A 25,368-nucleotide genomic window follows, 5' to 3' on the forward strand; every position below is an offset into this window, starting at 1 on the left:
TTGTCTGTGCGTCTGCACGGTTCTTGCGACCACCGGCCGCGTCGGATATCAGCACCCTGATTGTTAGAGGAGAGCTATTGGGCGGATGATCCAATAAACCAATATCGGAGACGTGTACGTGCTCGTTACGGCGAGCCAGTAGCCTCAACATGCAATTTTTCGATCAAACGAAGGAGTATTCGCATGAAAACCGTTGGCGATAAAGTTGAAGCGTTCACGGTCACTGCTGCCAAGCCGGGCTTCAACAACCACGAAGAAAACGGCGTGTCCGCATTCGAGGACATTACGGAGCAGTCATTTCCGGGCAAGTGGAAGATTATCTATTTCTACCCTAAGGATTTCTCATTCGTCTGTCCGACGGAAATCGTTGAATTCGGCAAGCTAGCCAAGGATTTCGAAGAGCGCGATGCGGTCTTGCTGGGCGGCAGCGTGGACAACGAATTCGTCAAGCTGGCATGGCGCCGTGAGCACAAGGACCTGAGCAAGCTGAACCATTATTCGTTCGGCGACGTTAAGGGCGAGCTGATTGACCAGCTGGGCGTGCGCGACGCGGAAGCGGGCGTGGCGCTGCGTGCAACGTTCATCGTCGATCCGGACAACACGATCCAGCACGTTTCGGTGAACAACCTGAACGTCGGTCGTAATCCAGAAGAAGTGCTGCGTATTCTGGATGGGTTGCAGACGGACGAACTGTGTCCTTGCAACCGCGCAGTCGGCGGCTCAACGCTGTAGGCAGTGCTGTCGGAAGGTGGTCTTGGGCCTTTCCTTGATTACTTATTGGTTTGTTAGCGTTCGCCCCTGTGCGGGGCTAATAATCCAATATCAATTCAAGGAAAGGCCAACGCCACCGGCATGCAGATAAACAACCGCCGCAAAGGCAAAAAAACCAACCTCAATTCTTGATCAGCAAAGCCACAGCCTGCGCTTCAATCCCCTCCCCGCGCCCGAGGTAACCCAGCTTCTCATTAGTCTTAGCCTTAACATTGACCCGCTCAACCGGCAGGTCAAGATCCGCAGCAATATTCGCGCGCATCCCTTCGATATGGGGCGCCAACTTGGGCGCCTGCGCAACCACACTGCTATCCACATTAGCGATAGAAAATCCGGCGGCTTTAACGCGAGCAAAACACTCACGCAGTAAAACCCGGCTATCCGCGCCAGCGAATTTGGCATCGGTATCGGAGAAGTGCCGCCCAATATCGCCCATCGCGGCCGCGCCGAAAATAGCGTCGGTAATCGCGTGCAGCAGCACATCCGCATCCGAATGCCCGAGCAGCCCGCGCTCGTAGGGAATCGTCACGCCGCCGATAATCAACGGACGTCCCGGCACCAGCGCATGCACGTCATAACCCTGCCCAATTCTGAAATCCATATGCGTCAAGTCCTCAGCCCCTTCATTAAAATTTGATTATCCAGTCAGGAAGCCGAAGACGACCGGCACAGAATCGCCTCGGCCAGATCGAAGTCTTCCGGATAAGTGACCTTGAAGTTACGCAAACTCCCCTGCACCAACTTGGGCGCGTGCCCCAGCCACTCGATCGCGCTCGCTTCGTCGGTCAGGTCGTGACCGTCCGCCTGCGCGCGCAAAATCGCCTCGCGCAACATGCCGATGCGGAACATCTGCGGCGTCTGCGCCTGCCACAGGCCATCGCGGGCTTCGGTGCGGGCAATCCGCCCGTCGGACGAACCTGCATCTATCCGCTTCAAGGTATCCGCAACGGGCAAGGCCATGATGCCGCCCACCGCGTCGTCCTTCAGCGCGGCGATCAGCGTGCGGATCAAGCCAGGCGTAATGCCGGGCCGCGCGGCGTCGTGCACCAGCACCCAGTCGTCGTCATGCGCGCCGAATTCGGCCAGCGCATGCAACCCGTTCAGCACCGACGCCTGGCGCGAGGCCCCGCCGGAGCGGCGCACGGCGAAACGCAAGCCGCTGAAGCGGCGGGCGTCGAAGTGCTGGTCGTCCGGGGCAATCACCACAAGGGTTTGCGCAAACTCGCTGCAGGCGTCAAAAGCCGCCAGCGAGTAATGCAACATGTCGCGGCCGGCGACAGTGCGATATTGTTTGGGCATCGCGGCGCCGGAACGGCTGCCGGTGCCTGCGCACGGAATCAGGGCAAATAGACGGGAAGTCACGAGTGCGGATGCCGCGAGGTTAAAGTAAAGGACGGATTTTATAATAGGTCCTTCGCATCCACGCCCTGACACGCGTAAACTTGCCGATCACGTGTGAGCCTGAGGCCGCTTTTTCTCTTTTATGCCAGACATCGCCGCAACATCGCAGTACTCCCCGCCCGTCGCGCTCGTCAAGGCCGGCCAGCGTTTTGCCTTCGACGGCACGCACGGCTCGTCCGACGCGTTGCTGATCGCCCGCTACCACCTTGCCTATCGCGAGAAGGTGCCGCTGTTGGCGGTCGTCTGCGAAAGCGCCGTCGACGCGCAGCGGCTGTCGCAGGAAATCAGCTTTTTCGCGCCCGAGGCACGCGTGCGTTTGCTGCCCGACTGGGAAACGCTGCCTTACGACACCTTTTCGCCCCACCAGGATCTGGTCTCCGAGCGCCTCGCCACGCTGCACGATCTCGGCGAAGGCCGCTGCGACATCCTGCTGGTGCCGGCCACCACCGCTTTGTACCGAATGCCGCCTGCCTCGTTCATGGCGGGCTACACGTTCTCCTTCTCGCAAGGCGAGCGGCTGGACGAAGCCAGGCTCAAAGCGCAATTGACGCTTGCCGGCTACGAGCATGTGAGCCAGGTGGTGCGCCCCGGCGAATACTGCGTACGCGGCTCGCTGCTCGATCTGTATCCAATGGGCTCGCCGCTACCGTACCGGATCGACCTGTTCGACGACCAGGTCGACTCGATCCGTGCATTCGATCCGGACACGCAGCGCAGCCTGTATCCGGTGAAAGACGTGCGTCTGCTGCCCGGCCGCGAATTCCCCTTCGACGAGGCCGCCCGCACGGCATTCCGCAGTCGCTGGCGCGAGACCTTCGAGGGCGATCCGAGCCGCGCGTCGATTTATAAGGATATCGGCAACAGCGTGCCTTCAGCGGGCATCGAATACTATTTGCCGCTCTTCTTCGACGAGACGGCGACGCTGTTCCACTATCTGCCCGAAGGCGCGCAACTGGCGTTCGTCGGCGATCTGGACGCGGCGATCAAGCGCTTCACCAACGACACCAAACAGCGCTACAACTTCCTGTCGCACGATCGCGACCGGCCGATTCTGGAACCGCAGCGCCTGTTCCTGTCGGACGAGGATTTCTTCACGTTCGCCAAGCCGTTCGCGCGGCTCGTCTTGCCCGCCAACGCGGGCGGCGGCTGGTCAATCCCGTTGCCGAATCTTGCGATCGACCGTCACGCGGAAGATCCGGTCTCGGCCTTACGCGCCTACCTCGACACCACGCCGAACCGCGTGCTCTTTGCCACTGAATCGGCCGGTCGGCGCGAAACGCTCTTGCAATTGCTCGCCGACAATCATCTGAGGCCGGCATCGAGCGACACATTCCAAAGCTGGCTCACGAGCGACACGCGTTTCTCGCTTGGCGTCGCACCGCTGGCCAACGGTTTTGCCGTGCCCGCCGACGGCATCGCGATCATCACCGAGACGGAGCTTTACGGCCCGCTCGCGCGCCGCGCGGGGCGCCGCCGTCAGGAACAGGCGAGCAACGTCGATTCGATGGTGCGCGATCTGTCCGAACTGAAGATCGGCGATCCGGTCGTGCATTCGCAGCACGGCATCGGCCGCTATATGGGCCTCGTCACAATGGATCTCGGCGAAGGCGAGACCGAGTTCCTGCACCTCGAATACGCGAGCAACAGCAAGCTCTACGTGCCGGTCGCGCAGTTGCACGTGATCTCGCGCTACAGCGGCGCGGATCCGGAAAGCGCGCCGTTGCATTCGCTCGGTTCAGGCCAGTGGGAAAAGGCCAAACGCAAAGCCGCGCAGCAGATCCGCGACACCGCTGCCGAGCTGCTGAACCTGTACGCCCGTCGCGCCCTGCGTGAAGGCCATGCGTTCGCGCTCGAACCGAAAGACTATGTGAAGTTCGCCGAGAGCTTCGGCTTCGAGGAAACACCGGACCAGGCCGCAGCGATTGCCGCCGTGATCGGCGACATGACGAGCGGCAAACCGATGGACCGCCTCGTGTGCGGCGACGTCGGTTTCGGCAAGACCGAAGTGGCATTGCGCGCGGCGTTTATCGCGGTGATGGGCGGCAAGCAGGTTGCGCTGCTCTCGCCCACCACGCTGCTCGCCGAACAGCACACGCAAACCTTTACTGATCGATTCTCCGATTGGCCGGTGCGCATTGCCGAATTGTCGCGCTTCAAGTCGACCAAGGAAGTCAACGCAGCGATCCAGCAGATCAACGAAGGCACGGTCGATATCGTGATCGGCACCCACAAGCTGCTGTCGTCGGACGTGCAGTTCAAGCGGTTGGGGCTCGTGATCATCGACGAGGAACACCGTTTCGGCGTGCGTCAGAAAGAGGCATTGAAAGCGTTGCGCGCTGAAGTCGATGTGCTCACGCTCACCGCCACGCCGATCCCACGTACGCTCGGCATGGCACTCGAAGGCCTGCGTGATTTCTCTGTCATCGCCACCGCGCCGCAAAAGCGCCTCGCGATCAAGACTTTCGTGCGTCGCGAAGAAGACAGCGTGATTCGCGAAGCGATGTTGCGCGAGTTGAAACGTGGCGGCCAGGTGTACTTCCTGCATAACGAAGTCGAGACGATTGAGAATCGCCGGCAGATGCTTGAAGCGCTCGTGCCGGAAGCGCGCATCGCCGTCGCGCATGGACAGATGCATGAGCGTGAACTCGAACGCGTGATGCGTGACTTCGTTGCCCAACGCGCGAACGTTCTGCTGTGCACGACGATTATCGAAACCGGTATCGACGTACCGAGCGCCAACACGATCCTGATTCACCGCGCCGACAAGTTCGGCCTCGCGCAATTGCATCAGTTGCGTGGCCGCGTAGGCCGTTCGCATCACCAGGCATACTCGTATCTGCTGGTGCATGACCCGCAAGGACTCACCAAGCAGGCGCAGCGCCGTCTCGAAGCGATCCAGCAGATGGAGGAACTCGGTTCGGGCTTCTATCTCGCGATGCACGACCTGGAGATTCGCGGCACGGGCGAAGTGCTCGGCGACAAGCAATCGGGCGAGATTCAGGAGATCGGTTTCCAGCTCTATACCGACATGCTGAACGACGCCGTGAAGGCGCTCAAGGAAGGCAAGGAGCCGGACCTCACCGCGCCGCTCGCCGCGACCACCGAGATCAATCTGCACGCGCCCGCGATTCTGCCCGCGGATTATTGCGGCGACGTGCAGGAACGTCTGTCGCTCTACAAGCGGCTCGCTAATTGTGAACACAACGATTCGATCGACGGCATTCAGGAAGAGTTGATCGATCGCTTCGGCAAGTTGCCGCCGCAAGCGCATGCGCTCATCGAGACACATCGTCTGCGGTTGGCGGCCAAGCCTTTGGGCATTTCAAAAATCGATGCAGGCGAAAACGTGATCGGCTTGCAGTTCATCCCCAATCCGCCTATCGACGCGATGCGGATCATCGAGATGGTGCAGAAGCACAAGCACATCAGACTCGCGGGCCAGGACAAGCTGCGGATTGAAACGCGCAGCCCGGATCTGGCCGTGCGTGTGGCGACGGTGAAAGAAACCTTGCGCGCGCTCGGCACGCCCAGCCGCGGCACGGCGGCCACGACTGCTGCGCGCTAACGTATCGCAGCGTTCGTGCTAACGCGGCGATATCGCGTCAACAGCGGCTTTAACACCGCTGCCTATACCGGCACCTGCGCCGGCACCTGCGCCGGCACCCACGCCGGCACTCGAAAAACCGGCTACGTCTAGCGGTTTTTCGTTCATGCTGCGGTGCGCAAATGCGCTCCGCAGCATACGGGTGCGTTTTTTTTGGGTATGATCGAAAGACTCAAATGCTGGAGTCTTGTCATGTCTCACGTCGCTGAATCAGCGCAATCGTCGCAAACGCCCGCCTCTGAATCAAATTCTTCCTCGCCTGCATCGCTCCCCGCCTCGCTTCCCTGGGTAACCCGTCTCGTGTCGATGGACACGGTGAGCCGCAATCCGAATCTCGGTCTGATCGAAACCGTGCGCGACGAATTGCGCGCGGTCGGCATCGAGGCCACGCTCACGCACGACGAAAGCGGCAAATGGGCCAATCTGTTCGCAACGATCCCCGCGCACAACGGTGAGACGAACGGCGGTGTGGTGCTGTCGGGCCATACAGACGTCGTGCCCGTAGACGGTCAGCAATGGGACAGCGATCCGTTCAAGCCGGAAATTCGCGGCGATAAACTGTACGGCCGTGGCACCTGCGATATGAAGGGCTTCATCGGCGCGGCGCTTGCACTCGTGCCCGATATGCAGCGCACCAAACTCGCCAAGCCGATTCACTTCGCCTTGTCGTTCGACGAGGAAGTGGGCTGCGCAGGCGCGCCGCTCCTGATTGCCGATCTGATGAAGCGCGGCGTGAAGCCGGACGGCTGCATCGTCGGCGAGCCGACCAGCATGCGGCCGATCGTGGCGCACAAAGGCATCAACGCGTATCAGTGCTGCGTGCGCGGCCAGGCAGCGCATTCGTCGCTCACGCCGAAGGGCTTGAATGCCATCGAATACGCCGCGCGCCTGATCTGCTACATCCGCGATATGGCCGATCAATTCCGCGAGCAAGGCCCGTTCGACGAACTGTATGACGTGCCCTTCACCACGTCGCAAACCAGCACGATTATCGGCGGCAATGCGATCAATACCGTGCCGGCCGAATGCAAGTTCCAGTTTGAATTCCGCAATCTGCCCACGCTCGACCCCGAACCGATCTTCGCGCGTATCGATCAATATGCACGCGAAACGCTGCTGCCGAAAATGTTGCGCGAGCATCCATCTGCGGCGATCGAGATCACGAAGATTGCCGCCGCGCCCGGCCTCGATTCGTCTGAACAAGCCGCGATCACACAACTCGTGCGTGCGCTGACCGCGGACCAGGACAAACGCAAGGTCGCGTACGGCACCGAAGCCGGGCTGTTCTCACTGGCAGGCATTCCGAGCATTGTCTGCGGCCCCGGCGACATCGAGCAGGCGCACAAGGCCAACGAGTTCGTGGCGCTGGATCAGCTCGTGGCGTGCGAACGTTTCTTGCAAAAATTCATTCACAGCATGTCGGTTGACGCGCACGCGCACTGAAACCGACTGGCGCAAAAAGAGTCTTACGCTTATTGAGGAACACACGCCCACGCCATGTCAACCGCCACGCCGCAACACACCGACCATACGATCGACGGCGAGCCGATCCCCACACTCGACGACATCGCCACGCAGCACTTTGCGTTGACGCCGTGGGTGACGCGAACGCCGGTGTTCGACCGGCTCGACTTTCCGTCACTGGAAGGCACGGTAGTGAACTTTAAGTTCGAGTTGCTGCAAGCGGGCGGCAGCTTCAAGGCGCGCGGCGCGTTCACCAACCTGCTCGCGCTCGACGAAGCGCAACGCAGCGCGGGCGTCACCTGTGTTTCAGGCGGCAATCATGCCGTGGCGGTCGCGTATGCGGCCATGCGCCTTGGCATCAGCGCAAAGGTCGTGCTGTTTCGTGCGGCCAATCCGGCACGCGTCGCCTTGTGCCGGCAATATCGCGCGGACATCGTGTTCGCGGAAAACATTGCCGAGGCATTCGAACTGGTGCGCCGTATCGAGGCGGAGGAAGGCCGCTACTTCGTGCACCCGTTCAACGGTTATCGCACCGTGCTGGGCTCGGCCACGCTCGGCTATGAATGGGCCACGCAAACGCCCGACCTCGAAGCGGTAATCGTGCCGATCGGCGGCGGCGGTCTCGCTGCCGGTGTGGCCACCGCCATGCGGCTCGCGAATCCGAGGGTGCACGTCTACGGCGTCGAACCGGAAGGATCGGATGTGATGGGCAAAAGCTTTGCGGCCAATCACACGGTTAAGATGGGCCACATGCACACCATTGCCGATTCGTTGGCGTCGCCGCATACCGAGGAATACAGCTACGAGTTGTGCCGCCGTCATATCGACCAGCTCGTCACCGTATCCGACGACCAGTTGCGCGCGGCCATGCTGACCTTGTTCGGACAACTTAAGCTCGCCGTGGAGCCGGCCTGCGCCGCAGCTACGGCGGCGCTGCTCGGACCGCTGCGCGAAACGCTGCAAGGCAAACGCGTAGGTGTGCTGTTGTGCGGCACCAATACCGACCCGGTCAGTTTTGCCGCGCATATTGAACGGGCGCGGCATAGTCAGGCACAGTTTCCAGAATAAAGCCAATCCGCGCTTTCCGTGCCAAAAGACTAGCCTATCCTTCTCAGATTGGTATGATTCGATTATCGACTTCTGGGAGGAACGTATATGAGCATGATTAAGGAATTCAAGGAATTTGCCCTCAAAGGCAACGTGATGGACCTCGCCGTCGGGGTGATTATCGGCGGCGCATTTTCCACCATCGTCAATTCAATTGTTAAAGACCTGATCATGCCGGTTGTCGGCGTTGCCACCGGCGGCCTCGATTTCTCCAACAAGTTCATTCGCCTCGGCGATATTCCCGCGAGTTTCAAAGGCAGTCCCGAGTCGTATAAAGACTTGCAGACTGCAGGCGTGGCGGTGTTCGGTTATGGCTCGTTCATCACCGTCGCCATCAACTTCGTGATCCTCGCGTTCATCATCTTCTTGATGGTCAAGTTCATCAACAACCTGCGCAAGCCGGCTGAAGCCGCGCCGGCAGAGCCGCCGCCGACGCCGGAAGAGGTCGTGCTGCTGCGTGAAATCCGCGATTCGCTGAAAAACTCGGCGCCGCGTTAAGCCGCCCGCGTTTAAGCCTCCTTCACCGCGTTCAGCACTCGCGCCAGCACATTAGCCGGCGCGAATTAAAAAAGCCTGTTGCGAGGAATCGCCACAGGCTTTTTTATGCCACGCGCAAATTACGCCGAGTCAGCCGACGCTACGAACAGACTAAGCGTCCTTTTCCGCCTTCAGACTCAGCGCGCTTTCGATCATTGTTTCGAGCTGTCCGAAATTAACAGGCTTGGTCAGATGCGAAGTAAAGCCTGCGCTCAGGCAACGGCGCACATCTTCGTCAGTACCGAAGCCGGTCAACGCGACCGCCGGCGCATCCGAATGCTCGCGGAACGCTTTGATGAAATCAAGGCCGGTGCCATCGGGCAAGCCCACATCGCTGATCACCAGATCGAAGATCTGCGACTGGGTGGCGGCCAATGCATCGTCCACACGGCCCACCGTGGTCACGTCATGCCCCAGGCTGCGAATCAGCTGCGCCATCACCTCAGCGGTATCCACGTGGTCTTCGATCAACAAAATGCTTAACAGACCAGGAGGACGCACCTCGTCAGGCGCTGTAACGGGCGCTATTTCCGCAGGCGCCGCGGCGGTAGGCAGCGTGATCGTGAAAGTCGCGCCGCAGTGCGCGCCCGGACTCTGTGCGATCACCGTGCCGCCGTGCACATCGGTCAGGGCCTTGGTGATCGCGAGACCCAGACCCAAGCCACCGAATTGCCGCGTCATGTTCTGGTTGCCTTGCTCGAACGCGTTGAAAAGTTTGCCGATCTGTTCGGGCTCGATACCGATGCCCGTATCCTCAACCGAGATCTGCACGTGCATGCGTTCATCGTGCGTGCGCAGGTAGATATGGCCGCCGTCCGGCGTGAACTTGGCGGCGTTACGAATCAGGTTCCACAGCATTTGTTGCAGCCGTGCGCGGTCGGCGAGCACGTAATGGTGCTGCGCGTTCTTATAGACATGCACGTCCTGCTGCTTGACCTGGATCTCGCTGAGAAAGAGTTCGAGCACGCTGTCCATCACCTCATGCACGTCGACGGTTTCGAGCGACAGACGCAGCTTGCCGTTCGCCACGCGCGTGAGATCGAGCAGGTCGTCGATCAACCGCGCTTCAAGTTCGACGTTGCGGCGGATCATGCGCACGCTCGCGCGCGCCTGATCGGGCAGATCCGGAATCATCTCCAGCACACTGGCGCCCGCCAATACAGGTGTGAGCGGCGTGCGCAATTCGTGGGACAGCATGGCGAGGAAGCGGTCTTTCGCACGATTGGCTTCTTCGGCGATCTGGCGGGCGGCCTGCTCCGAAGCGAGCAGCCGTTCGCGCTCCTCGATCGCCTCGCGCTGGGGATGAATGTCCGTGCAACTGCCGAACCATTTGCTGACATTGCCCTCGGGGTCACGCATGGCGACCGCGCGGACGTCGAACCAGCGATAAGCGCCATCGTGGCGGCGAATCCGCAGTTCGTGCCGATAATCGCCGGCGCCGCTCGTCACCGCCTGGAGCCACGTGCGGCGAATCTCTTCGCGATCGTCGGGATGCACCGCTTCGAGCCACGCAAGACCATACGAACTGCTTTCCGCCAACCCCGTGTAGTCGAACCACTGCTTCGAAAGGAAATCGCAATCGCCCGCGGCGTTGCAGGTCAGCACGAGGTGCGGCAACGCCTCCGACAAGGTGCGGTAATGCTGTTCGCGATCGCGTAGCAGCAAGGCTTCGTCCGAAGCCTTCTGCAAACGCACCTGGGACAGCACCCGGTCCACCGCTTCGGGCAGGTAATCGAGGTAATCGCCGGATTTCGGCACCACATCGGATACGCCCGCGCGCAACGCTTCGATTACGCGGGATTCGTCAGTGAAACCGGTCACGAGAATGGCGGGGATCCGCACACCTTCCGCCCGCAAGCGGCGAAAGAAGTCGAGACCGGTCTCCGGCCCGCTGAGCTGGTAGTCGAGCACAAGCAGGTCGGGCGCGCCCGTGGCAAGCCGCTCGCGGGCGGATTCGACACCCGCGCAGATTGCAACCCGGCAGCCGGCGCGTTCGAGCGACTTGCGCGCGAGCCGCAGAATGCCCTCATCGTCATCGACGACCAGCACATACGCGGCGGGCTGCGTGGACACTTCTTCGGTCATGCGGAGTCTTCTTTGGCTAGGTCTGGTGTCGCTATCTTGTCATGGGCCGCTTTCGGAGCGCCTTCACATGAAATTCCCGTCACGGCGCGGCCAGCCGGTGGCCCGGCGGCAGCTTGACCACCTGCAGGAAGAAGCCGAGACGGCGCACGGCTTCGATGAACGCGTCATATTCGACCGGCTTGGTGATATAGACGTTGCAGCCGAGTTCGTAACAGCGAGCGATTTCGCGCGGATCGTCGGTCGTGGTCAGCACGATCACGGGCACCGCGGCTGTCTGTGGCGACTCCTTAAGCCGCCGCAATACCTCGAAGCCATCCACACGCGGCATTTTCAGATCGAGCAGGACGACGAAATTCGTCAGATCTTCGCGAGGCGGGTAAGGGCTGGCCGCAGCGTCGGCCGGCGCCGGGCCGAAGAAGTAATCGAGTGCCTGCTGGCCATCGCGAAAGCGCACGAAACCGTTTGAAATACCGGCACGGCGCAGGTTGCGCTCGACCAGCGTGGCGTGGCCGTCGTCATCTTCGATCAGCACGATACTGACCGTCTCCCCGTGATTCATACGCCCTCCGTGCTGACAATCCGTTTTTGCATAGTGCTTTTAACTGTCTCCACAGTGCCTCCCGGCGACTGTCCCGACTCAATGACGCGCGGGCTGTTCCGGCAACACGACGAAAAAGGTCGATCCCGCGCCTTCCGCCGACTCGACCCAAACGTGCCCGCCATGCCGTTCCACCATACGCCGGACCACCGCGAGGCCAATGCCGTCTCCGTTCGCGACGTCGCCGTGCAAGCGCTGAAACGCCCGGAACACCTTCGACATGTACGCCGCCGGAATCCCGAGGCCGTTGTCGCGAACATAATAAGTGCGCGTGCGCAACGCGCGCGGTTCCGTCTCGTCGACCGGTTCCGGCTCCGGCTCCAGGGCGCCGATCTCGATGCGCCCATTGCGCGCCGGGTCGAGATAATTGAGTGCGTTACCAACCAGGTTGCTGAAAATCTGCTCGATCGCGCCCGGGTCGCCCCATGCGGGCGGCAACTCGCGCACGGTGACCACCGCCGCGTGCTGCCGGATCGCGCCCTGCAGCGCGTCGACCACACGGCCCACCACCCGTCCGACACTCACCCGCTGCCACTGGTATTCGACCCGGCCGGCGCGCGAAATCCGCAATAGCGCGTCGATGATCGCCGCCGCCTGCGTCACCGCGGTGCGTAGATATTGCAGAGACTCCCGCACGTCGCCGTCGAGGATATGCACCATACGCCGATGCTCGGCCTCCGGCAGTTTCGCCACCTCGACGATGCTGCCCAGTTCGTCGCACGACACCTGCAATTCTTTCGAAAAGCCTTGCAGATTCACCAGCGGCGAGCGCAGATCGTGCGACACGCTGTAGATGAACATTTCGTTGTCTTGCGTCTCCTGGCGCAGTACTTCGTTGACGGCAGCCAGTTCCCGCGCGCGCGCTTCGAGCCGCGCTTTCAGCATGGCCTGCTCGCCTTCGGCCTCGCGCAGGCGCGCGCCCGTTTGATGCAGCACCGCGTCGAGCGCGGCAATTTCGTCGCTGCCGGACAGCGGTGCCGCGAGCTCGCGCCCGCGGCCCAGACGTTCGGCGTTGCCTGTCAACACTTCCAGGCGCCGACCGATGCTGCGCGCAAACACCACGGCGGTGACCGCCCAGATCAGCATCGACCCCAACACCGCGGCAATCAGCGCATATTGCTGGCGTTCGTGGCGCCGTGCCAAGGCCGCGCCGCGCTCGGCGTCGAGCCGCGAGGCCTCGCTACTAAACTCAGCAAGCTGATCGCGAAACAGCGCGATCTGCTGGGGGAGCGCACCCGTATCCCGCGCGGCAACGGAACTCAGCTTGCGTCCTGCGTGCAGCGCCTCCGAGATCGTGACGGCCTGCGCGCGATACGCCTCGATCGCCTGTTGCATCTTGTGCACGCGCTCGACCTGTTGCGGCGTACCGGCCACCAGCGCTTCGAGGTTCGAAAGCCGGTCGCCGAGATCGACCCACACAGTGTGGCGGTCGATAAACGACGGATCGCCGACAACCATGCCCGTGCGGACCCGCGCGGCCTGACGCAGCAACGGATCGACAATGGCCGACGACTGATAAAGGATCTGCTTGCTGTTGCTGACCCACTGCGCGGCCTGCGCCGTTTGCTCCTGGGTATCGAAGACGACGCCCAGAAGCGCCAGCTCGACCGCGCTCGGCACTGCAATCAGCAGCAAACCCTTGGTGAATAGTTTCATGTGCGCCCGAAGGGTCGTTCAAGCCGCGGCGTGCTTGCCAGTCCTGCACGGACCACGCGCCTCACCACGCGGGCGGCCCGTTGCGGTGCAGGACTGGCAGGCACGCCGCAGTGCAGCCGGGACGGACCATTATCGACGTGAATGTGAGATATTTCAACGTAGCGGCAAGATGCGCTCGCCCACATAAAAATGACTTTTTTATTGGTACGAGATGTTTTTTCGGCGGCGCGTGAGTCTATGATGGAGACAGATGTGCTGGGAAGCGAAAGCGCGCGGCGAGGCGGTTCGGCATGATTCGTGCGGGAGGCGGTGGGGCGGCGTAGACGCCGAATCACCGTGAATCCGGCCTTGTCGTATGCTATAAAAGATCGACGTGCGGCGCGCGAAGCCGGGAGTTGTCGCATGAGGACTCTGCGTTTCTTGCAATTCTTTTTCAGGCGAATTTTTATGTCCTTCCCGAAAAAGCGTAGACGCGCGAAGGTGGACGGCGATGAGTCGTTCCTCGCGGTGCTACGGCATTTCAAGCCGTTCAGTCAGCTCGACACCAAAATTGCGCGCGCTCGCGCGCAAGACGAGCCGGTGCTCTATGCACATGTGCTGCCCGGGCTCGACGTTCTCCTGTGCAGCGTACGAGGCGCACAGCCACCTTATCCCGCCCCCGCCGAATTGCGGCGGCGTTGTATCGAATCCATTACCAATGCGTTGGAGCAGCCGCTCGACGGGCTCGAGAACGGCGGGTATTGGTATGAAGCCGACGGATTTGGGTTCCTGGTCTTTGCGAGCCGGGCTAGAGGCAAGATCCTGACGGAGTTTGGCGCCACCCGCGTTGGGGGCGCCCGACGAGGGGTTCGCAGGCAGGATGCCGCAGGAGACGCCGCTCCGCGCTCGTTAAGGTAGTTCTTCCTTTTCTTTATCGGCGCCCTGTTTTAAGCACGCGGCGCCGATCCCCGTTTTTCTCTTTCGCCTGCACGGCGCGTGTTTGCTCGCGTGCCGACGGCATCGCCTTTCCTTTTCCTGCTTGGCTTTATTAGTGTTCGCCCCGTACCGGGGGAACGCTAAGCAGCCACAAGAAAATCAAGGAAAGGCTGGCGCCGAAGGTCCAACTCCACCAGTCCGCGGGCAACGCAGAAAACATCAGCTCCCCTTATATTCGGCCGCGCTGGCCGGCGACACGACAGCAGGCTTCTTTTCGGCCGCAGCCGGCGAGGACGCGCCCGCGGAAGACTTGTTCACCGGCACACCGTCGAGGGAAATGGTCGGTTTAGGCTGCTGCTTCACGCCCGGCGGCGGCGCGCTTGGCGCCTGACGAACCTGCGACAGCAACTGCGCGCACGGCAGCGGTTTGTTATTGCTAGGCGCAAGGAGCGGAATCAGCGCCGCAAACGGATTGATCAAGCCGAGCCCGATAGCGGCGCCACCTCGCAGCGCCAGCGCGGCGGCATTCACCCCCACGTGCGGATCCTTGAACGTCCCCTTCACATACAGCGGCGAGCGCAACGAAAACACCCGGAAGCCCTTGGTATGCGGATGCACGCCAAGATCCATTGTCTCGTCGCGCAGATTCACATCGCCGTCGATGTTGATCACCGCGTCGTCCGTGTCGAGCGCGAAGACGCGCGAATCCAGCACGCCGTTCGTCGCGACAAAGTCCGCCGCCGCGCAATTGATCTTCACGTCGCGATTGCCGAACAGCTTTTCATAAACCACGTTCGCCACATTCAGCCCCGCGGCTTCCATGAGCAGGCGGCTCACTGTCCCATCGGTGACCAGTGCCTTCACCTCGCCGTTCGACGTCGCCGCCAATGCCGCCGGCGAATTGCCAGTTGCGGTCAGCGCGGCGTCGCCGTTGATTTCGCCGAGCGCGTTCTGCATCGTCTTGAAGTTCGGGAACAACTGCTTGAGCTTCAGATGCCGCGCCGACGTCGCGAAGCGGCCCTTCAGCGGCGTCGCGCTGCCATCCAGATGGATGTTCGATTCCAGCGAGCCGCCCGCCACGCCAAACTTCAGCGGTTCGAGCGACAGCACGCCGTCGGTCATCACGACGTGTGTGTACAAGTCCGTGATCGGCAGGTTGGTCTCCTTGACGATGCGGCGGCCCGTGAACTTCACGTCAGCGTCGATCGCCTTCCAGCGGTCGGTGCGGAATTCTTCGACCGGCAGTGCCTTGTTGCTCGGCTGCGCCGTCGCATCGCCGCGCTTGGCCTTGCTCGCGTTCGAGTCCGCGCCGATGACCGGTGCGAGATCGGAGAATTGCAACAGACGCGACACCAGTTCGCCTTGCAACAGCGGACGTGGCTCACGTGCCGTGTAGGTCAGCGAACCATTCAGATCGCTGCCGCCCACCCGCCCTGTAAAATTTTCATACTTGAAGACGTTGCCGCTGGACTTGAACTGACCGACAAGACGCCCTTCGGTCGCATACGGCGGCGTGTCGGGCAAGGTCACGCCCGTCAGCGAATACAGCCGCGCCAGGCTGTTGCCTTGCAGCCAGAGGCGCAAATCGACCGCGGCAAGATGCGCCGGATCGGTGATCGTGCCCACGAGGCCGACACGCAGATCGCCTGCCTTCACATCGGCCTGCACCGGGAACGGCCGGTTCACGTCCTGCAACGCCAGCACGCCGCCTACCTTGCCGCTACCGGACACTGGCGTCTTGTTGTAGGTACCCTTGACGGTCCAGCCGATCGCGTAAGGCGGGATCGCCGGCTTCGCGCCGTGCGCCGTGGCTGCCTCGCTGGCGCTCGACGCCGAGGCCACCGCTGTGCCGCTTACCGCCTCGCTTGCACCGCTCGCCCCACCGGCAACCAGCGCACCTGAAGCACCATTCGCCGGCGTCGCGCCCGAAGCGGCGATCTCCGTCGACGATGCGCCTGAAGCCGCCGCCGCGGACGCCGCCGCAGCTTCCGATGCGGCCTGCGCGTTAGCCTGTGCAGTGAGCTTGCCCGCGCCCGCTTTGCCGACCGTCTCTGCCGACGCGCTGCGCGACGCGGCCTCCTGTTGCTTCATTGCCTCACCGATCGGAATCGGCTGGCCGAGCGTATCAATGGCCATCTGCATTTCGACCTTCTTCTGCTGATCGGACAGCGCGATATTGCCCTTGGCAAACGCGATGTCGTGCAGATCGAGCTTCCATTCGGAAGGGCCGGTGGACGCCGGCAGTTTGAAGGTCCAGTTGTTACGCCCATCGAGCAGGCGTTCGAGGTCGACCGACGGGTTCACGAGATTGATCGCGGGAATCACGATGTCGTGCGCGAGCAGCGGCAGCACCTTGACCTCGAAGTCGATTTCATCGAGCGTCGCGAACTGCGGCTGTTTGGTCCAATCAGGATTGCCTACCGTGATATTGGCCGCCGAAAAGCGCGGCCAGGGCACCCAGCCGCGCCAGCCGGTCTCGCCGACCGGGTGCCGCCAGCCTACTTTCAGATCGCCGTTGATTGCGAACGGCCGGCCGATCGCCTGCGTGACCTTGTCGTTGACGTAAGGCCGGGCCCGGTTCCAGTCAAAGGTCAGGATGAAAATAGTCAGCGCGACAATCAGAATGACGATGATCGCCACCAGCCATGCGATGATTTTTCCTATCCGCCTTCCAATCGTGCGCGACACTGCCATTGAGAAGCTCCGCCTTTGTTCTTCGTTCTGCATCGGGGCAGCACGTATCGTGCCTGGTAGTATTGTCTGACAGATGCCGTTTTATCATGCCGCACAGTTCGGGCACAGGTTGCCTGCCATGGAAAACGTCAATGAATGTCATGACGGCCTCAGAATCCACGCAGAAATCCACCACGATCCCACCCATGACCGATGTTCCTTTCGTCCTCGCCGACGGCATCGCCCGGCGCGATGCATTGCGCGGGCAAACGCTGCTGCAGCCGACGACCTTCGCCCTGCGCGGCGGCGACCGCGTCGCGGTCACCGGGCCGTCGGGTTCGGGCAAGAGCGTGTTTCTGCGCGCCCTCGCCCTGCTCGATCCGCTCGATGCGGGGCGCATCATGTGGCACGGCGCGCCAGTCGAGCGCGCCGCCATTCCACGTTACCGGCGCAATGTCGCCTATATCCGGCAGCGGCCCGCGCTGCTCGACGGCAGCGTCGAAGACAATCTGCGTTACCCATTCGAATTGCGCACCTATCGCGACGTGCGCTTCGATCGCGCACGCGCGGCGAGCCTCGCCGCTCAGGCCGGCCGCGGCGACGATTTTCTCGACAAACGTGCGAGCGAGCTGTCCGGCGGAGAAGCGCAGATCACCGCGCTGATTCGCGTTCTGCAACTCGCACCCGAAGTGCTGCTGCTGGATGAACCCACCGCTTCGCTCGACCCGGAGTCGTCACGCGCGATCGAGGCTCTGGTGCACGCGTGGTTCGCGGCCGATCCCGGCCGGCATGCGTCGATGTGGGTGTCGCACGATCCGGCGCAAGCGGCGCGCATGAGCGCGCGGCACCTCACGATGCGTGCCGGTGTGCTCGACGAATCCGTGGTAACACCCGCGCATCAGGAGCTCGATCAATGACATTGCAGAACCTGAGTTTGTGGGACGTGGCGATCGCCGCGTTGCTGATCGTGGTGAATGGCGTGGTGTCGGTGGCGCTCAAGCTGGACCTCGAACGCAAGCTCGCGTGGGCAGCGGTACGCACCGTCGTGCAGTTGCTGGCGATCGGCTATGTGCTCGGCTGGGTGTTCCGTTACGACCGCTGGTTCGTGGTGCTGCCCTTGATGGTCGTGATGACGCTGATCGCCGGCTTTGCGGGCGCGCAGCGCGGCAGCCGTACCTATGCGGGCCAGCGTGCGGACAGCGTGCTGTCGATCTGGGTCAGTTCGTGGCTGGTGGCCGCGGTTGGACTCTTCGTCGTGATCCGCATTCACCCGTGGTACGAACCGCAATACGCGATTCCGATTCTCGGCATGATCCTCGGCAATACGCTGACCGGCGTGTCGCTCGGCATCGAACGGATGACTGAGGAATTGACCGCGCGGCGTGACCGTGTGGACATGGCGCTCGCGCTCGGCGCGACCCGTTGGGAAGCGGCGCAGGCGCCGGCGCGCCAGGCGGTGCGCGCGGGCATGATGCCCACGCTGAATCAGATGGCCGTGGTCGGCGTGGTGAGTTTGCCCGGCATGATGACCGGGCAGGTGCTGGCCGGTCAGTCGCCATTGCAGGCGGTGCGCTATCAGATCGTGATCATGTTCCTGATCGCGGCGGCGTCGGCTTTGGGGACGGTGGGCGCGGTGCTGCTCACCTATCGGCGGCTCTTCTCGGCGGAGCACCGGTTTCTGTCGGCGCGGCTGGTGGAGCGGGCTGCGGCGCAGCGTTGAGGGGCAAGCCGATGCGCAATGCATTCGCGCCACCGGCACGATGGCGTGAGGCAAGCATGCGCGAAGCTGGCTGGTTGCTGCTGCCGGCAGATAGCCACGCTGCCGCCGCGACGTCACGCGACGCTTATCGGGCGACATCGCGGGCGACATCGCGGGCAAACTTCGCGCGCGACCCTCAACGTTTCGCCGTGACCGCCACCTCGGTGCCGTCATTGAGCGTCAGCGTTTTCGTGCTGCCGTTGGTCGGCATCGTAAAACGCAGAATCTGGCTGACGGTCACGTCGTTCGGACACTTGAGCGTTTTGCCGCCGCTCGTCACCGTCTTTACGCCGTGGGGCGTCTGTGCCTGGAAACTCAATTGCACGGACGCGGTGCCGTCAGCCGCGACGACCGGTGCAAAACGGATCTGCGTCTGACGAATCATGGCGCCGTTGGTATCCGTCGGGAGCGACGAATAATTCGGGCAAGTATCGGTCGCGGGCACGGGGCCGCCCGGCGGCACGGTTTTCCACGTGAAGTCGTCCGATTCGCCAGAGCGGATCGTGCGGGTTTCCTGTGAATTGCCGAACTGTTTCGACGTGACGCGGACCGTGTAGCGAATCGGCCCGTCGAGGGCGGACTGCGACGTCACCGTGATCGGCGTGGCCGCGTGAGCCGCCGTCACGAGCATGCCGGGCGCGAGCGCGCACGCGAGAGAAGCGACAACTGAAACGGCGGAGAGTTTGAAGCTGGAGCTCATACTGTCACCTCCTTGTTGTGCCGCTGCGCGCTCGCTGAAGCGCTACTGCCAATGCGCCGCCTGACCGAAGCTTGACCGAAGCCTGCTTGATGCCAGGTGAATACCAGGTCAATGCCAAGTTGAGGCCTGGTTAAGGCCTGGTTGAGGCCCGGCCAGACGACCCGCGAGACACGCAACTGATTTAGCATGATGCCCCACCAGTCTACTGCCAAGCGACGTCGCGCGCGCTTCATACGAATCGGGTGTTACCCCGCTTGCAATGAGGCGTTTTCTGCGCGTGCGATCTGGCAGAACCGCCAAACCCTGTGCAAAACCTGCGCGGCTTAGAAACCCGTCAGGACCAGCTTGCCGATCGCGCGCCCGTCTTCGAGCAGTCGATGCGCACGGCGCAGATTCTCGGCGTTGATCTTGCCGAGATCCTGACCGACCGTCGTGCGCAACGTGCCCGCATCGACGAGACGCGCCACCTCGGTCAGCAGCTTGTGCTGCTCGATCATGTCCGGCGTGCCGAACATCGAACGCGTGAACATGAACTCCCAATGGAACGCGGCGCTTTTCGCCTTCAATAATTCGACCGGCACCGGCTGACTGTTTTCTACGATCGAGCAAATACCGCCCTGTGGCTTGACCACCTCAGCGGCCGCCGGGAAATTCCTGTCGGTGTCGTTGAAGATCAGCACGTAATCGACCTGGTCGATGCCGAGCTTTTTCAGCTGCGCGGGCATGTCGCCGAAGTGATCGACGATATGATCCGCGCCCAACTCCGTCGCCCACTTCGCCGATTCAGGACGCGAGGCGGTCGCGACCACTTTCAGTTTCGCAAGTTGTTTGGCCAGCTGGATGCCGATCGAGCCGACCCCGCCCGCCCCGCCGACGATCAGCACGGTGCGGCCTTCGTCCGCGCCTTGCGGCGACACGCCGAGACGATCGAAGAGCGCCTCCCAGGCCGTGATCGCAGTCAATGGCAATGCGGCTGCGTGCGTGAAATCGAGCGACGCCGGCTTGCGCCCGACAATGCGCTCGTCGACCAGATGGAACTCGCTATTCGCTCCCGGCCGCGTGATGCTGCCCGCATAGAAAACCGGATCGCCGACCTTGAACAGCGTAACGTCAGGGCCGACCGCCACCACGGTGCCGGCGGCGTCCCAGCCAAGCACACGCGGTGCTTTCTCGACGGTGTCTTTCGGGGCGCGCACCTTGGTGTCGACCGGATTGACGGAGATGGCTTCGACCTTCACAAGCAGGTCACGGCCGGTGGCTTCGGGTTTGGGAATATCGACGTCGACCAGCGACTCGGTTTGATCGATCGGCAAATAGCGATAGAGACCTACGGCTTTCATCACAGCTCCTGTTCTTTCAGATGAGGTTGAGAGACCGGCGATCCTTGCCGGCGGCGCGTGGCACCGTTTCGGGGCAATCGATCGCGTTGCTGTCACTCTAAGGCGGTTCTTATTCTCATAAAAGCATCATAATGACTGAAACATCTTTTTGAATTTCAGAAGAATGGACCATCCTGCCGATCCAGCAATCCCGGCTGCCAGAGCCGCCGTAAAACCCTCTTCCGGCGAGCGCGAACGACTGGATTTGCTCGACGTCGCCCTGTTCGTGCGGGCCGCCCTGCTCGCCAACGTGTCTGCAGCCGGCCGCGAATTCGGCCTGTCGGCGGCCGTGGCAAGCTCGCGCATCGCGCAACTGGAAAAGCGCCTCGGCGCGCGCCTGCTGCATCGGACCACCCGGCGCATCAGTCTCACGCAGGACGGCGAAGTGTTCATGACACGCGCCCAGGCGCTGCTCGACGCGGCCGATGCCGCCCGCGCCTCGGTGGGCCGCGCGCGGGCCGAACCGCAGGGGCGCTTGCGGGTGTCGATGCCGTCGTCGTTCGGGCGGCAGCACGTATCGCCGGTGATCAGTGAATTTCTGCGCCGCTATCCCGGCGTGAGCGTCGATCTGCGCCTGACGGATCAGGTGGTCGATCTGGTCGATGCGGGTATCGACGTAGCGATCCGAGTCGGCGCGCTCAAGGATTCCTCGCTGGTGGCGCGGCGCCTGGCCGTGAACCGCCGCGTGCTGTGCGCCGCACCCGCTTACCTCGCCGCGCATGGGGTGCCGCACCATCCTTCGGACCTCGCACAGCATGAATGCATCATCCTGTCGGACCAGCGCGACTGGGCATTCGTGACGCCCACCGGTCCGCTGGAGGTACGCGTGAGCGGGCGCCTCGTCGTCGACAACGGTGAGGTCATTCGCGACGCCTTGCTGGCCGGTTTCGGCATTGCGCTCAAATCGACCTGGGACGTGGCGCCGCATCTGCGTAGCGGCGAACTGGTGAGCGTGCTCGACACCTATCCGCTCGCGGAGAATGTGGCGATCTGGGCGGTCTCCCCCAGCCGTGCGTTCGTGCCGCCGAGGACGCTCGCGTTCATCGAGTTCCTTGCCGCGCATTTCGGCGATCCTCCTTATTGGGACGTTGAGCCGGACTGATTCCGACTTAGCCCAACGGCGGACCGCGCCAAGGCGTCGACCACCCTGGCCTGGCCGCGAGTGCACAGGAGCCGGCTCGCAGCGCGTCAATGGTTGCGCATTTGTGGACACGCCGGATCGGCACGCCGCGACGTTTTCCTGCGAATCAGCGCACACGCACCATCAGCGTTTGCCGCGCCTGCCGGCGCCTGTCTTGCCATCGGAGTTGACGTCCGCGTGCGCGTCGTTTTGCGTCTTTTGCTGATACTCGTCAGCGCCGCGGCGGTCCGTATCCTTCAGTCCACGCTCGACGTCGCTATGCGCCTGCTTGCCGACGCGACGCGGATTGTCCTCGTGCTGCGATTCCGGGTCTTGATCGGTTTCGTTCGGCAGCGGCGCGGACGCATCCTGCGTCGATCGCGGATGCTTCTTTGCGTGCGGGTCGGCTTGCTTGTTGCCGTCCGACGATTGAGGTGAGGTTTTCATGGCTTGCTCCTTTTTCAGCTTGAATGAGGCCGGTTGGATCACGGTCACTCTGCTTCATCCAGACGTTTTTTCATTGCCGCGGTAATGCGCTGACGCGTCTTCGCGTAGCCCGCCCACGGGTCGTGCTTTAGATCCTGGAGACGCTCGTGCACGTTTTTGATGGTCCATTGATCGCCGCTCGTCGTAGTCGCGACTTCGTCCCACGAGAGCGGCATTGAAACGCCCAGGCCCGGCCGGGCGCGTGCCGAAAATGCGGCTACCGTGCTTGAGCCGCGGTTGTTGCGCAGATAATCGACGAAGATCTTCCGCTTGCGATTCTGCGCACCCATCTTCGCGCTGAAGTACTTGGGCAGCGTCGTCGCCATATGCTGCGCGACCGCTTGCGAAAATTCTTTTACTTCGTCCCAGCCGGCCTGCTTCGCGAGCGGCACCACCACGTGGAATCCTTTGCCGCCGCTGGTCTTGCAGAACGAGGTCAGGCCGAGTTCTTCGAGCAGCGAGCGCGTCAGTTGCGCGGCCTCGATCATCCGCTCCCAACCGAGCGATGCATCGGGGTCGAGATCGAACACCATGCGATCGGGTTTTTCGATGTTCGACACCACGGCATTCCACGTATGAAATTCGACGGTGCCCATTTGCGCGGCGCCGACCAAAGCCTTGAGCGTATCGACAGTGATCAGCGGCGGATGGCCGGGGTCGAGTCCGGGATGCTGCGTGACGTTGGGAATCGACAGCTTCTGGCTGTGCTTCTGGAAAAACAGCTCGCCGCCGATGTCCTCGGGCGCGCGCACCAGCGAAACCGGCCGGTCCTGGAGATGCGGAAGCATCCAGTCGGCGATCGATTCGTAGTACTGCACGAGATCGATCTTGCGGGTGCCGGTGCTTTTCTCGATGATGCGCTCGGGATGAGATACGCGGACGCCGGCGACTTCGGCTGGCGTCGCGGCGGTTTTTGATTTCGCCGTCGCGGTTTTTTCTGCTGGCCTTCTGATTGCTCCTGCTTTCGCCGTTGGCGTGCTTTTGGCCGGCGTCTTCGCTACCGTGGCTTTCGCCGCTGCCCCTTTCGCTGCAGACGTCTTTGCAGTGGCCGTCTTCGCTGAGCTTTTTTTAGCGGGCTCGGCTGCGGGCGTCTCGATGGTCTTTCTCGTCGTGCGCTTCTTCGGCACGGTGCCAGACTCGGTATCGGTTTGCTCTTGCACGTCGGCTCCTTGACGGGGTGCTTCCCTGACGATCTGGCGCGCCGGTTTGTCGTTGCGCAGACTCACGAACGACGCCTGCCGCACAATGCCCTCGCTCGTCCATTCAGCGAAATTGCATTCGCAGACGAGCACCGGTTCGACCCAATACACCGGCGTGCGACTACGCTCACGTGGCGCGCTGGCAAACGGCATGCGGCTCGTTACGTGTGCGTCGAGTTCTTTCTTGACCGAGCGCAGCAATGCTGCGTCGAAACCCGTGCCCACACGCCCGGCGTATTGCAGTTTGCCTTTGTCATCGTGGACGCCGAGCAATAGCGCACCGAACGCCGCACGGCTACCCGACGGCTCCGAATAGCCGCCGATCACGAACTCCTGCCGCCGCCGGCACTTCAATTTGATCCATGCGGATGAGCGCCCCGATGTGTAGCCGCTGTCGCGCCGTTTGCCGATGATCCCTTCGAGCGCCATGTCGCACGCGCTCTTCAGCAGATCGTCGGCGCTGAACGCGAAGTCGTTGGAGAAGCGCAGCACACTGCCTTCGTGCCCTTCCCCGTCGTGCGCGTCCACGTCGTGCGCGTCTATTAACGCGCGCAAGATCGCGCGGCGTTGTTCGAGCGGCACGCCACGCAAGTCGTAGCCGTTCAGAAACGGAATGTCGAACAGATAGATAACGATGTCCTGCGGGCGGTTCGAGTCGAACGCGTTTTGCAGCGCCTGAAAACTCGGCACGCCGTTTTCATCGAGCACCACCGCTTCGCCGTCGAGCCATGCGCTTTCGATGTCGAGTTGTTCGAGCGCCTTCACCTGCTTGCCGAACTTCGCGGTCCAATCGTTGCCTGCGCGCGTGAACACCTTAACCGCACGGGTCTTTGTTTTTCGATCGATGCGGGCCAGCACGCGATAGCCGTCGAACTTGATTTCGTATGCCCATTCATCGCCGGGGGGCGCCGCGTCGACGAGGGTCGCCAGTTGCGGCTTGAAGGTGGCGGGCAACGTGGTCGCGACCGCACCTTCGATCGAGGGCGATACGGCAAGCTCGCGCAGCGATTGCGCGCTACGGGTCGACACGATATCGGTTTTTTTCGGATCGGCGCGGCTTGGTGAGGCGACTTTTACCCGCTTCTTGCCGGTGGTCTTCGAACTGGTGGCTGCCTCTTTGCCCGTAGCAGCGTTCGCAGCGCTGGCGGCCCCGACTGCAGTCTTCGCTCCGGTCTTGCTTGCGCTCTCGCGTGGAGACTCGCTCGCAGACTTCCTTGCGGCGGTCCTTGTGGGATTTGCGCGCTTGCCTACAGGAGCGTTGACGTCCAGTACGCTGCCCGGCTGCTCCTTCAGGACGTCGTAGTCGTTCTGATCGCGGGCTTCGTCGTCACGCTCCTTGATCAGCAGCCACTGCTCCTTGTCGCCGCTGCCGCGCATATGACTGCGCACCAGCGTCCAGCCACCGTGCAGTTTTTCGCCGCAGAGCCGGAATTTTAGCTTGCCCGCCTTATACGATGTGGCCGCCTCCGCCGCCCCGCCAACCGGCTCCCACGTCCCGCGGTCCCACACGATCACCGTTCCCGCGCCGTAGTTACCGGGCGGGATCTCGCCTTCGAAAGAGCCATATTCGACCGGATGATCTTCGACATGCACCGCAAGCCGTTTCACCGACGGGTCGAGGCTCGGCCCCTTGGGCACTGCCCACGACAGCAACGTGCCGTTCAGTTCGAGCCGGAAGTCGTAATGCAAGCGCCGCGCGTCGTGCTCCTGAATCACATACGACAGCGGCTCGTTCGATACGCGGGCCGCGTCACGCGCCGCCGTCCGGCGGCCGGCTTGCTTGCGCGCAGCCGCGCCCGATGGCTCCGGCGTTTCGTCGAAGCGCCGCTTGCGGTTATAGAGATCGAGCCTGTCGTTCATGGAGGTGAACTCGTCGTGGGTCGAGCTAGCGCGGCGTTATCGATCAGGTGACTG

The 25,368-nt window shown here is 62.3% G+C and carries 19 protein-coding genes; 9 read left to right on the plus strand and 10 right to left on the minus strand.

Going from position 1 to position 25,368, the window contains the following annotated elements; all coding sequences use genetic code 11:
• Window positions 1-183 precede the first annotated feature (183 nt).
• Window positions 184-732 carry a peroxiredoxin gene (locus HHL24_RS28815; protein ID WP_169488736.1) on the plus strand — a complete coding sequence of 183 codons (549 nt, stop codon included), beginning with the start codon at window positions 184-186 and terminating at the stop codon, window positions 730-732.
• Between the two features lie 160 nt (window positions 733-892).
• Here the strand turns inward: HHL24_RS28815 and ispF are convergent, their stop codons facing one another.
• Entirely contained in the window at window positions 893-1,372 is a 480-nt protein-coding gene (gene ispF, locus HHL24_RS28820) for a 2-C-methyl-D-erythritol 2,4-cyclodiphosphate synthase (RefSeq protein ID WP_169488737.1), read from the minus strand.
• A gap of 44 nt (window positions 1,373-1,416) precedes the next feature.
• Window positions 1,417-2,133, minus strand: a complete 717-nt coding sequence (gene ispD / locus HHL24_RS28825; RefSeq protein ID WP_169488738.1) for a 2-C-methyl-D-erythritol 4-phosphate cytidylyltransferase — start codon at window positions 2,131-2,133, stop codon at window positions 1,417-1,419.
• Window positions 2,134-2,254: 121 nt separating this feature from the next.
• Between ispD and mfd the strand changes: the two genes are divergently transcribed.
• The 4 genes from mfd to mscL all read left to right on the plus strand — a co-directional run bounded on the left by mfd (window position 2,255) and on the right by mscL (window position 8,845).
• Window positions 2,255-5,737, plus strand: coding sequence for a transcription-repair coupling factor (mfd, locus tag HHL24_RS28830; RefSeq protein ID WP_169488739.1), 3,483 nt, complete (start codon window positions 2,255-2,257; stop codon window positions 5,735-5,737).
• 231 nt (window positions 5,738-5,968) lie between these two features.
• Window positions 5,969-7,219: an acetylornithine deacetylase gene (argE, locus tag HHL24_RS28835; RefSeq protein WP_169488740.1), complete on the plus strand. Its 1,251-nt coding sequence runs from the start codon at window positions 5,969-5,971 to the stop codon at window positions 7,217-7,219.
• A gap of 54 nt (window positions 7,220-7,273) precedes the next feature.
• Window positions 7,274-8,308, plus strand: a complete 1,035-nt coding sequence (locus tag HHL24_RS28840; RefSeq protein ID WP_169488741.1) for a threonine/serine dehydratase — start codon at window positions 7,274-7,276, stop codon at window positions 8,306-8,308.
• Window positions 8,309-8,395: 87 nt separating this feature from the next.
• A complete protein-coding gene (mscL, locus tag HHL24_RS28845) occupies window positions 8,396-8,845 on the plus strand; it encodes a large conductance mechanosensitive channel protein MscL (RefSeq protein ID WP_169488742.1) in 450 nt (149 codons plus the stop codon).
• Between the two features lie 150 nt (window positions 8,846-8,995).
• Here the strand turns inward: mscL and HHL24_RS28850 are convergent, their stop codons facing one another.
• From HHL24_RS28850 to HHL24_RS28860, 3 genes are all read right to left on the minus strand, one after another.
• Entirely contained in the window at window positions 8,996-10,969 is a 1,974-nt protein-coding gene (locus HHL24_RS28850) for a hybrid sensor histidine kinase/response regulator (RefSeq protein WP_169488743.1), read from the minus strand.
• Window positions 10,970-11,048: 79 nt separating this feature from the next.
• The gene (locus HHL24_RS28855; protein WP_169488744.1) at window positions 11,049-11,528 is read right to left on the minus strand and encodes a response regulator; all 480 of its coding nucleotides are present in this window, start codon (window positions 11,526-11,528) and stop codon (window positions 11,049-11,051) included.
• A gap of 78 nt (window positions 11,529-11,606) precedes the next feature.
• Complete coding sequence (locus HHL24_RS28860; protein WP_169488745.1) at window positions 11,607-13,223, minus strand: sensor histidine kinase; 1,617 nt, start codon at window positions 13,221-13,223, stop codon at window positions 11,607-11,609.
• A gap of 402 nt (window positions 13,224-13,625) precedes the next feature.
• Between HHL24_RS28860 and HHL24_RS28865 the strand changes: the two genes are divergently transcribed.
• Entirely contained in the window at window positions 13,626-14,120 is a 495-nt protein-coding gene (locus HHL24_RS28865; RefSeq protein ID WP_169488768.1) for a hypothetical protein, read from the plus strand.
• Between the two features lie 237 nt (window positions 14,121-14,357).
• On the opposite strand, the gene HHL24_RS28870 is transcribed toward HHL24_RS28865, so the two are convergent.
• A complete protein-coding gene (locus HHL24_RS28870; protein WP_169488746.1) occupies window positions 14,358-16,832 on the minus strand; it encodes an AsmA family protein in 2,475 nt (824 codons plus the stop codon).
• Window positions 16,833-17,017: 185 nt separating this feature from the next.
• On the opposite strand from HHL24_RS28870, the gene HHL24_RS28875 reads away from it, so the two are divergent.
• Both HHL24_RS28875 and HHL24_RS28880 read left to right on the plus strand, forming a co-directional pair.
• Complete coding sequence (locus HHL24_RS28875) at window positions 17,018-17,728, plus strand: ABC transporter ATP-binding protein (RefSeq protein ID WP_169488747.1); 711 nt, start codon at window positions 17,018-17,020, stop codon at window positions 17,726-17,728.
• Entirely contained in the window at window positions 17,725-18,531 is an 807-nt protein-coding gene (locus HHL24_RS28880) for an ABC transporter permease (protein ID WP_169488748.1), read from the plus strand. Before HHL24_RS28875 ends, HHL24_RS28880 begins: the two co-directional genes overlap by 4 nt.
• Before the next feature lie 175 nt (window positions 18,532-18,706).
• On the opposite strand, the gene HHL24_RS28885 is transcribed toward HHL24_RS28880, so the two are convergent.
• Both HHL24_RS28885 and HHL24_RS28890 read right to left on the minus strand, forming a co-directional pair.
• Complete coding sequence (locus HHL24_RS28885; RefSeq protein ID WP_169488749.1) at window positions 18,707-19,270, minus strand: DUF6013 family protein; 564 nt, start codon at window positions 19,268-19,270, stop codon at window positions 18,707-18,709.
• Between the two features lie 323 nt (window positions 19,271-19,593).
• Window positions 19,594-20,610 carry a zinc-binding alcohol dehydrogenase family protein gene (locus HHL24_RS28890; RefSeq protein ID WP_169488750.1) on the minus strand — a complete coding sequence of 339 codons (1,017 nt, stop codon included), beginning with the start codon at window positions 20,608-20,610 and terminating at the stop codon, window positions 19,594-19,596.
• A gap of 163 nt (window positions 20,611-20,773) precedes the next feature.
• On the opposite strand from HHL24_RS28890, the gene HHL24_RS28895 reads away from it, so the two are divergent.
• A complete protein-coding gene (locus tag HHL24_RS28895; RefSeq protein WP_169488751.1) occupies window positions 20,774-21,751 on the plus strand; it encodes a LysR family transcriptional regulator in 978 nt (325 codons plus the stop codon).
• 162 nt (window positions 21,752-21,913) lie between these two features.
• On the opposite strand, the gene HHL24_RS28900 is transcribed toward HHL24_RS28895, so the two are convergent.
• On the minus strand, window positions 21,914-22,216 hold the full coding sequence (locus HHL24_RS28900; RefSeq protein ID WP_169488752.1) for a hypothetical protein: 303 nt from the start codon (window positions 22,214-22,216) through the stop codon (window positions 21,914-21,916).
• Window positions 22,217-22,260: 44 nt separating this feature from the next.
• Complete coding sequence (gene ligD, locus HHL24_RS28905) at window positions 22,261-25,314, minus strand: DNA ligase D (protein ID WP_169488753.1); 3,054 nt, start codon at window positions 25,312-25,314, stop codon at window positions 22,261-22,263.
• Window positions 25,315-25,368: the final 54 nt, after the last annotated feature.

This window comes from Paraburkholderia polaris, assembly GCF_012927345.1.
Classification (GTDB): Bacteria; Pseudomonadota; Gammaproteobacteria; order Burkholderiales; family Burkholderiaceae; genus Paraburkholderia; species Paraburkholderia polaris.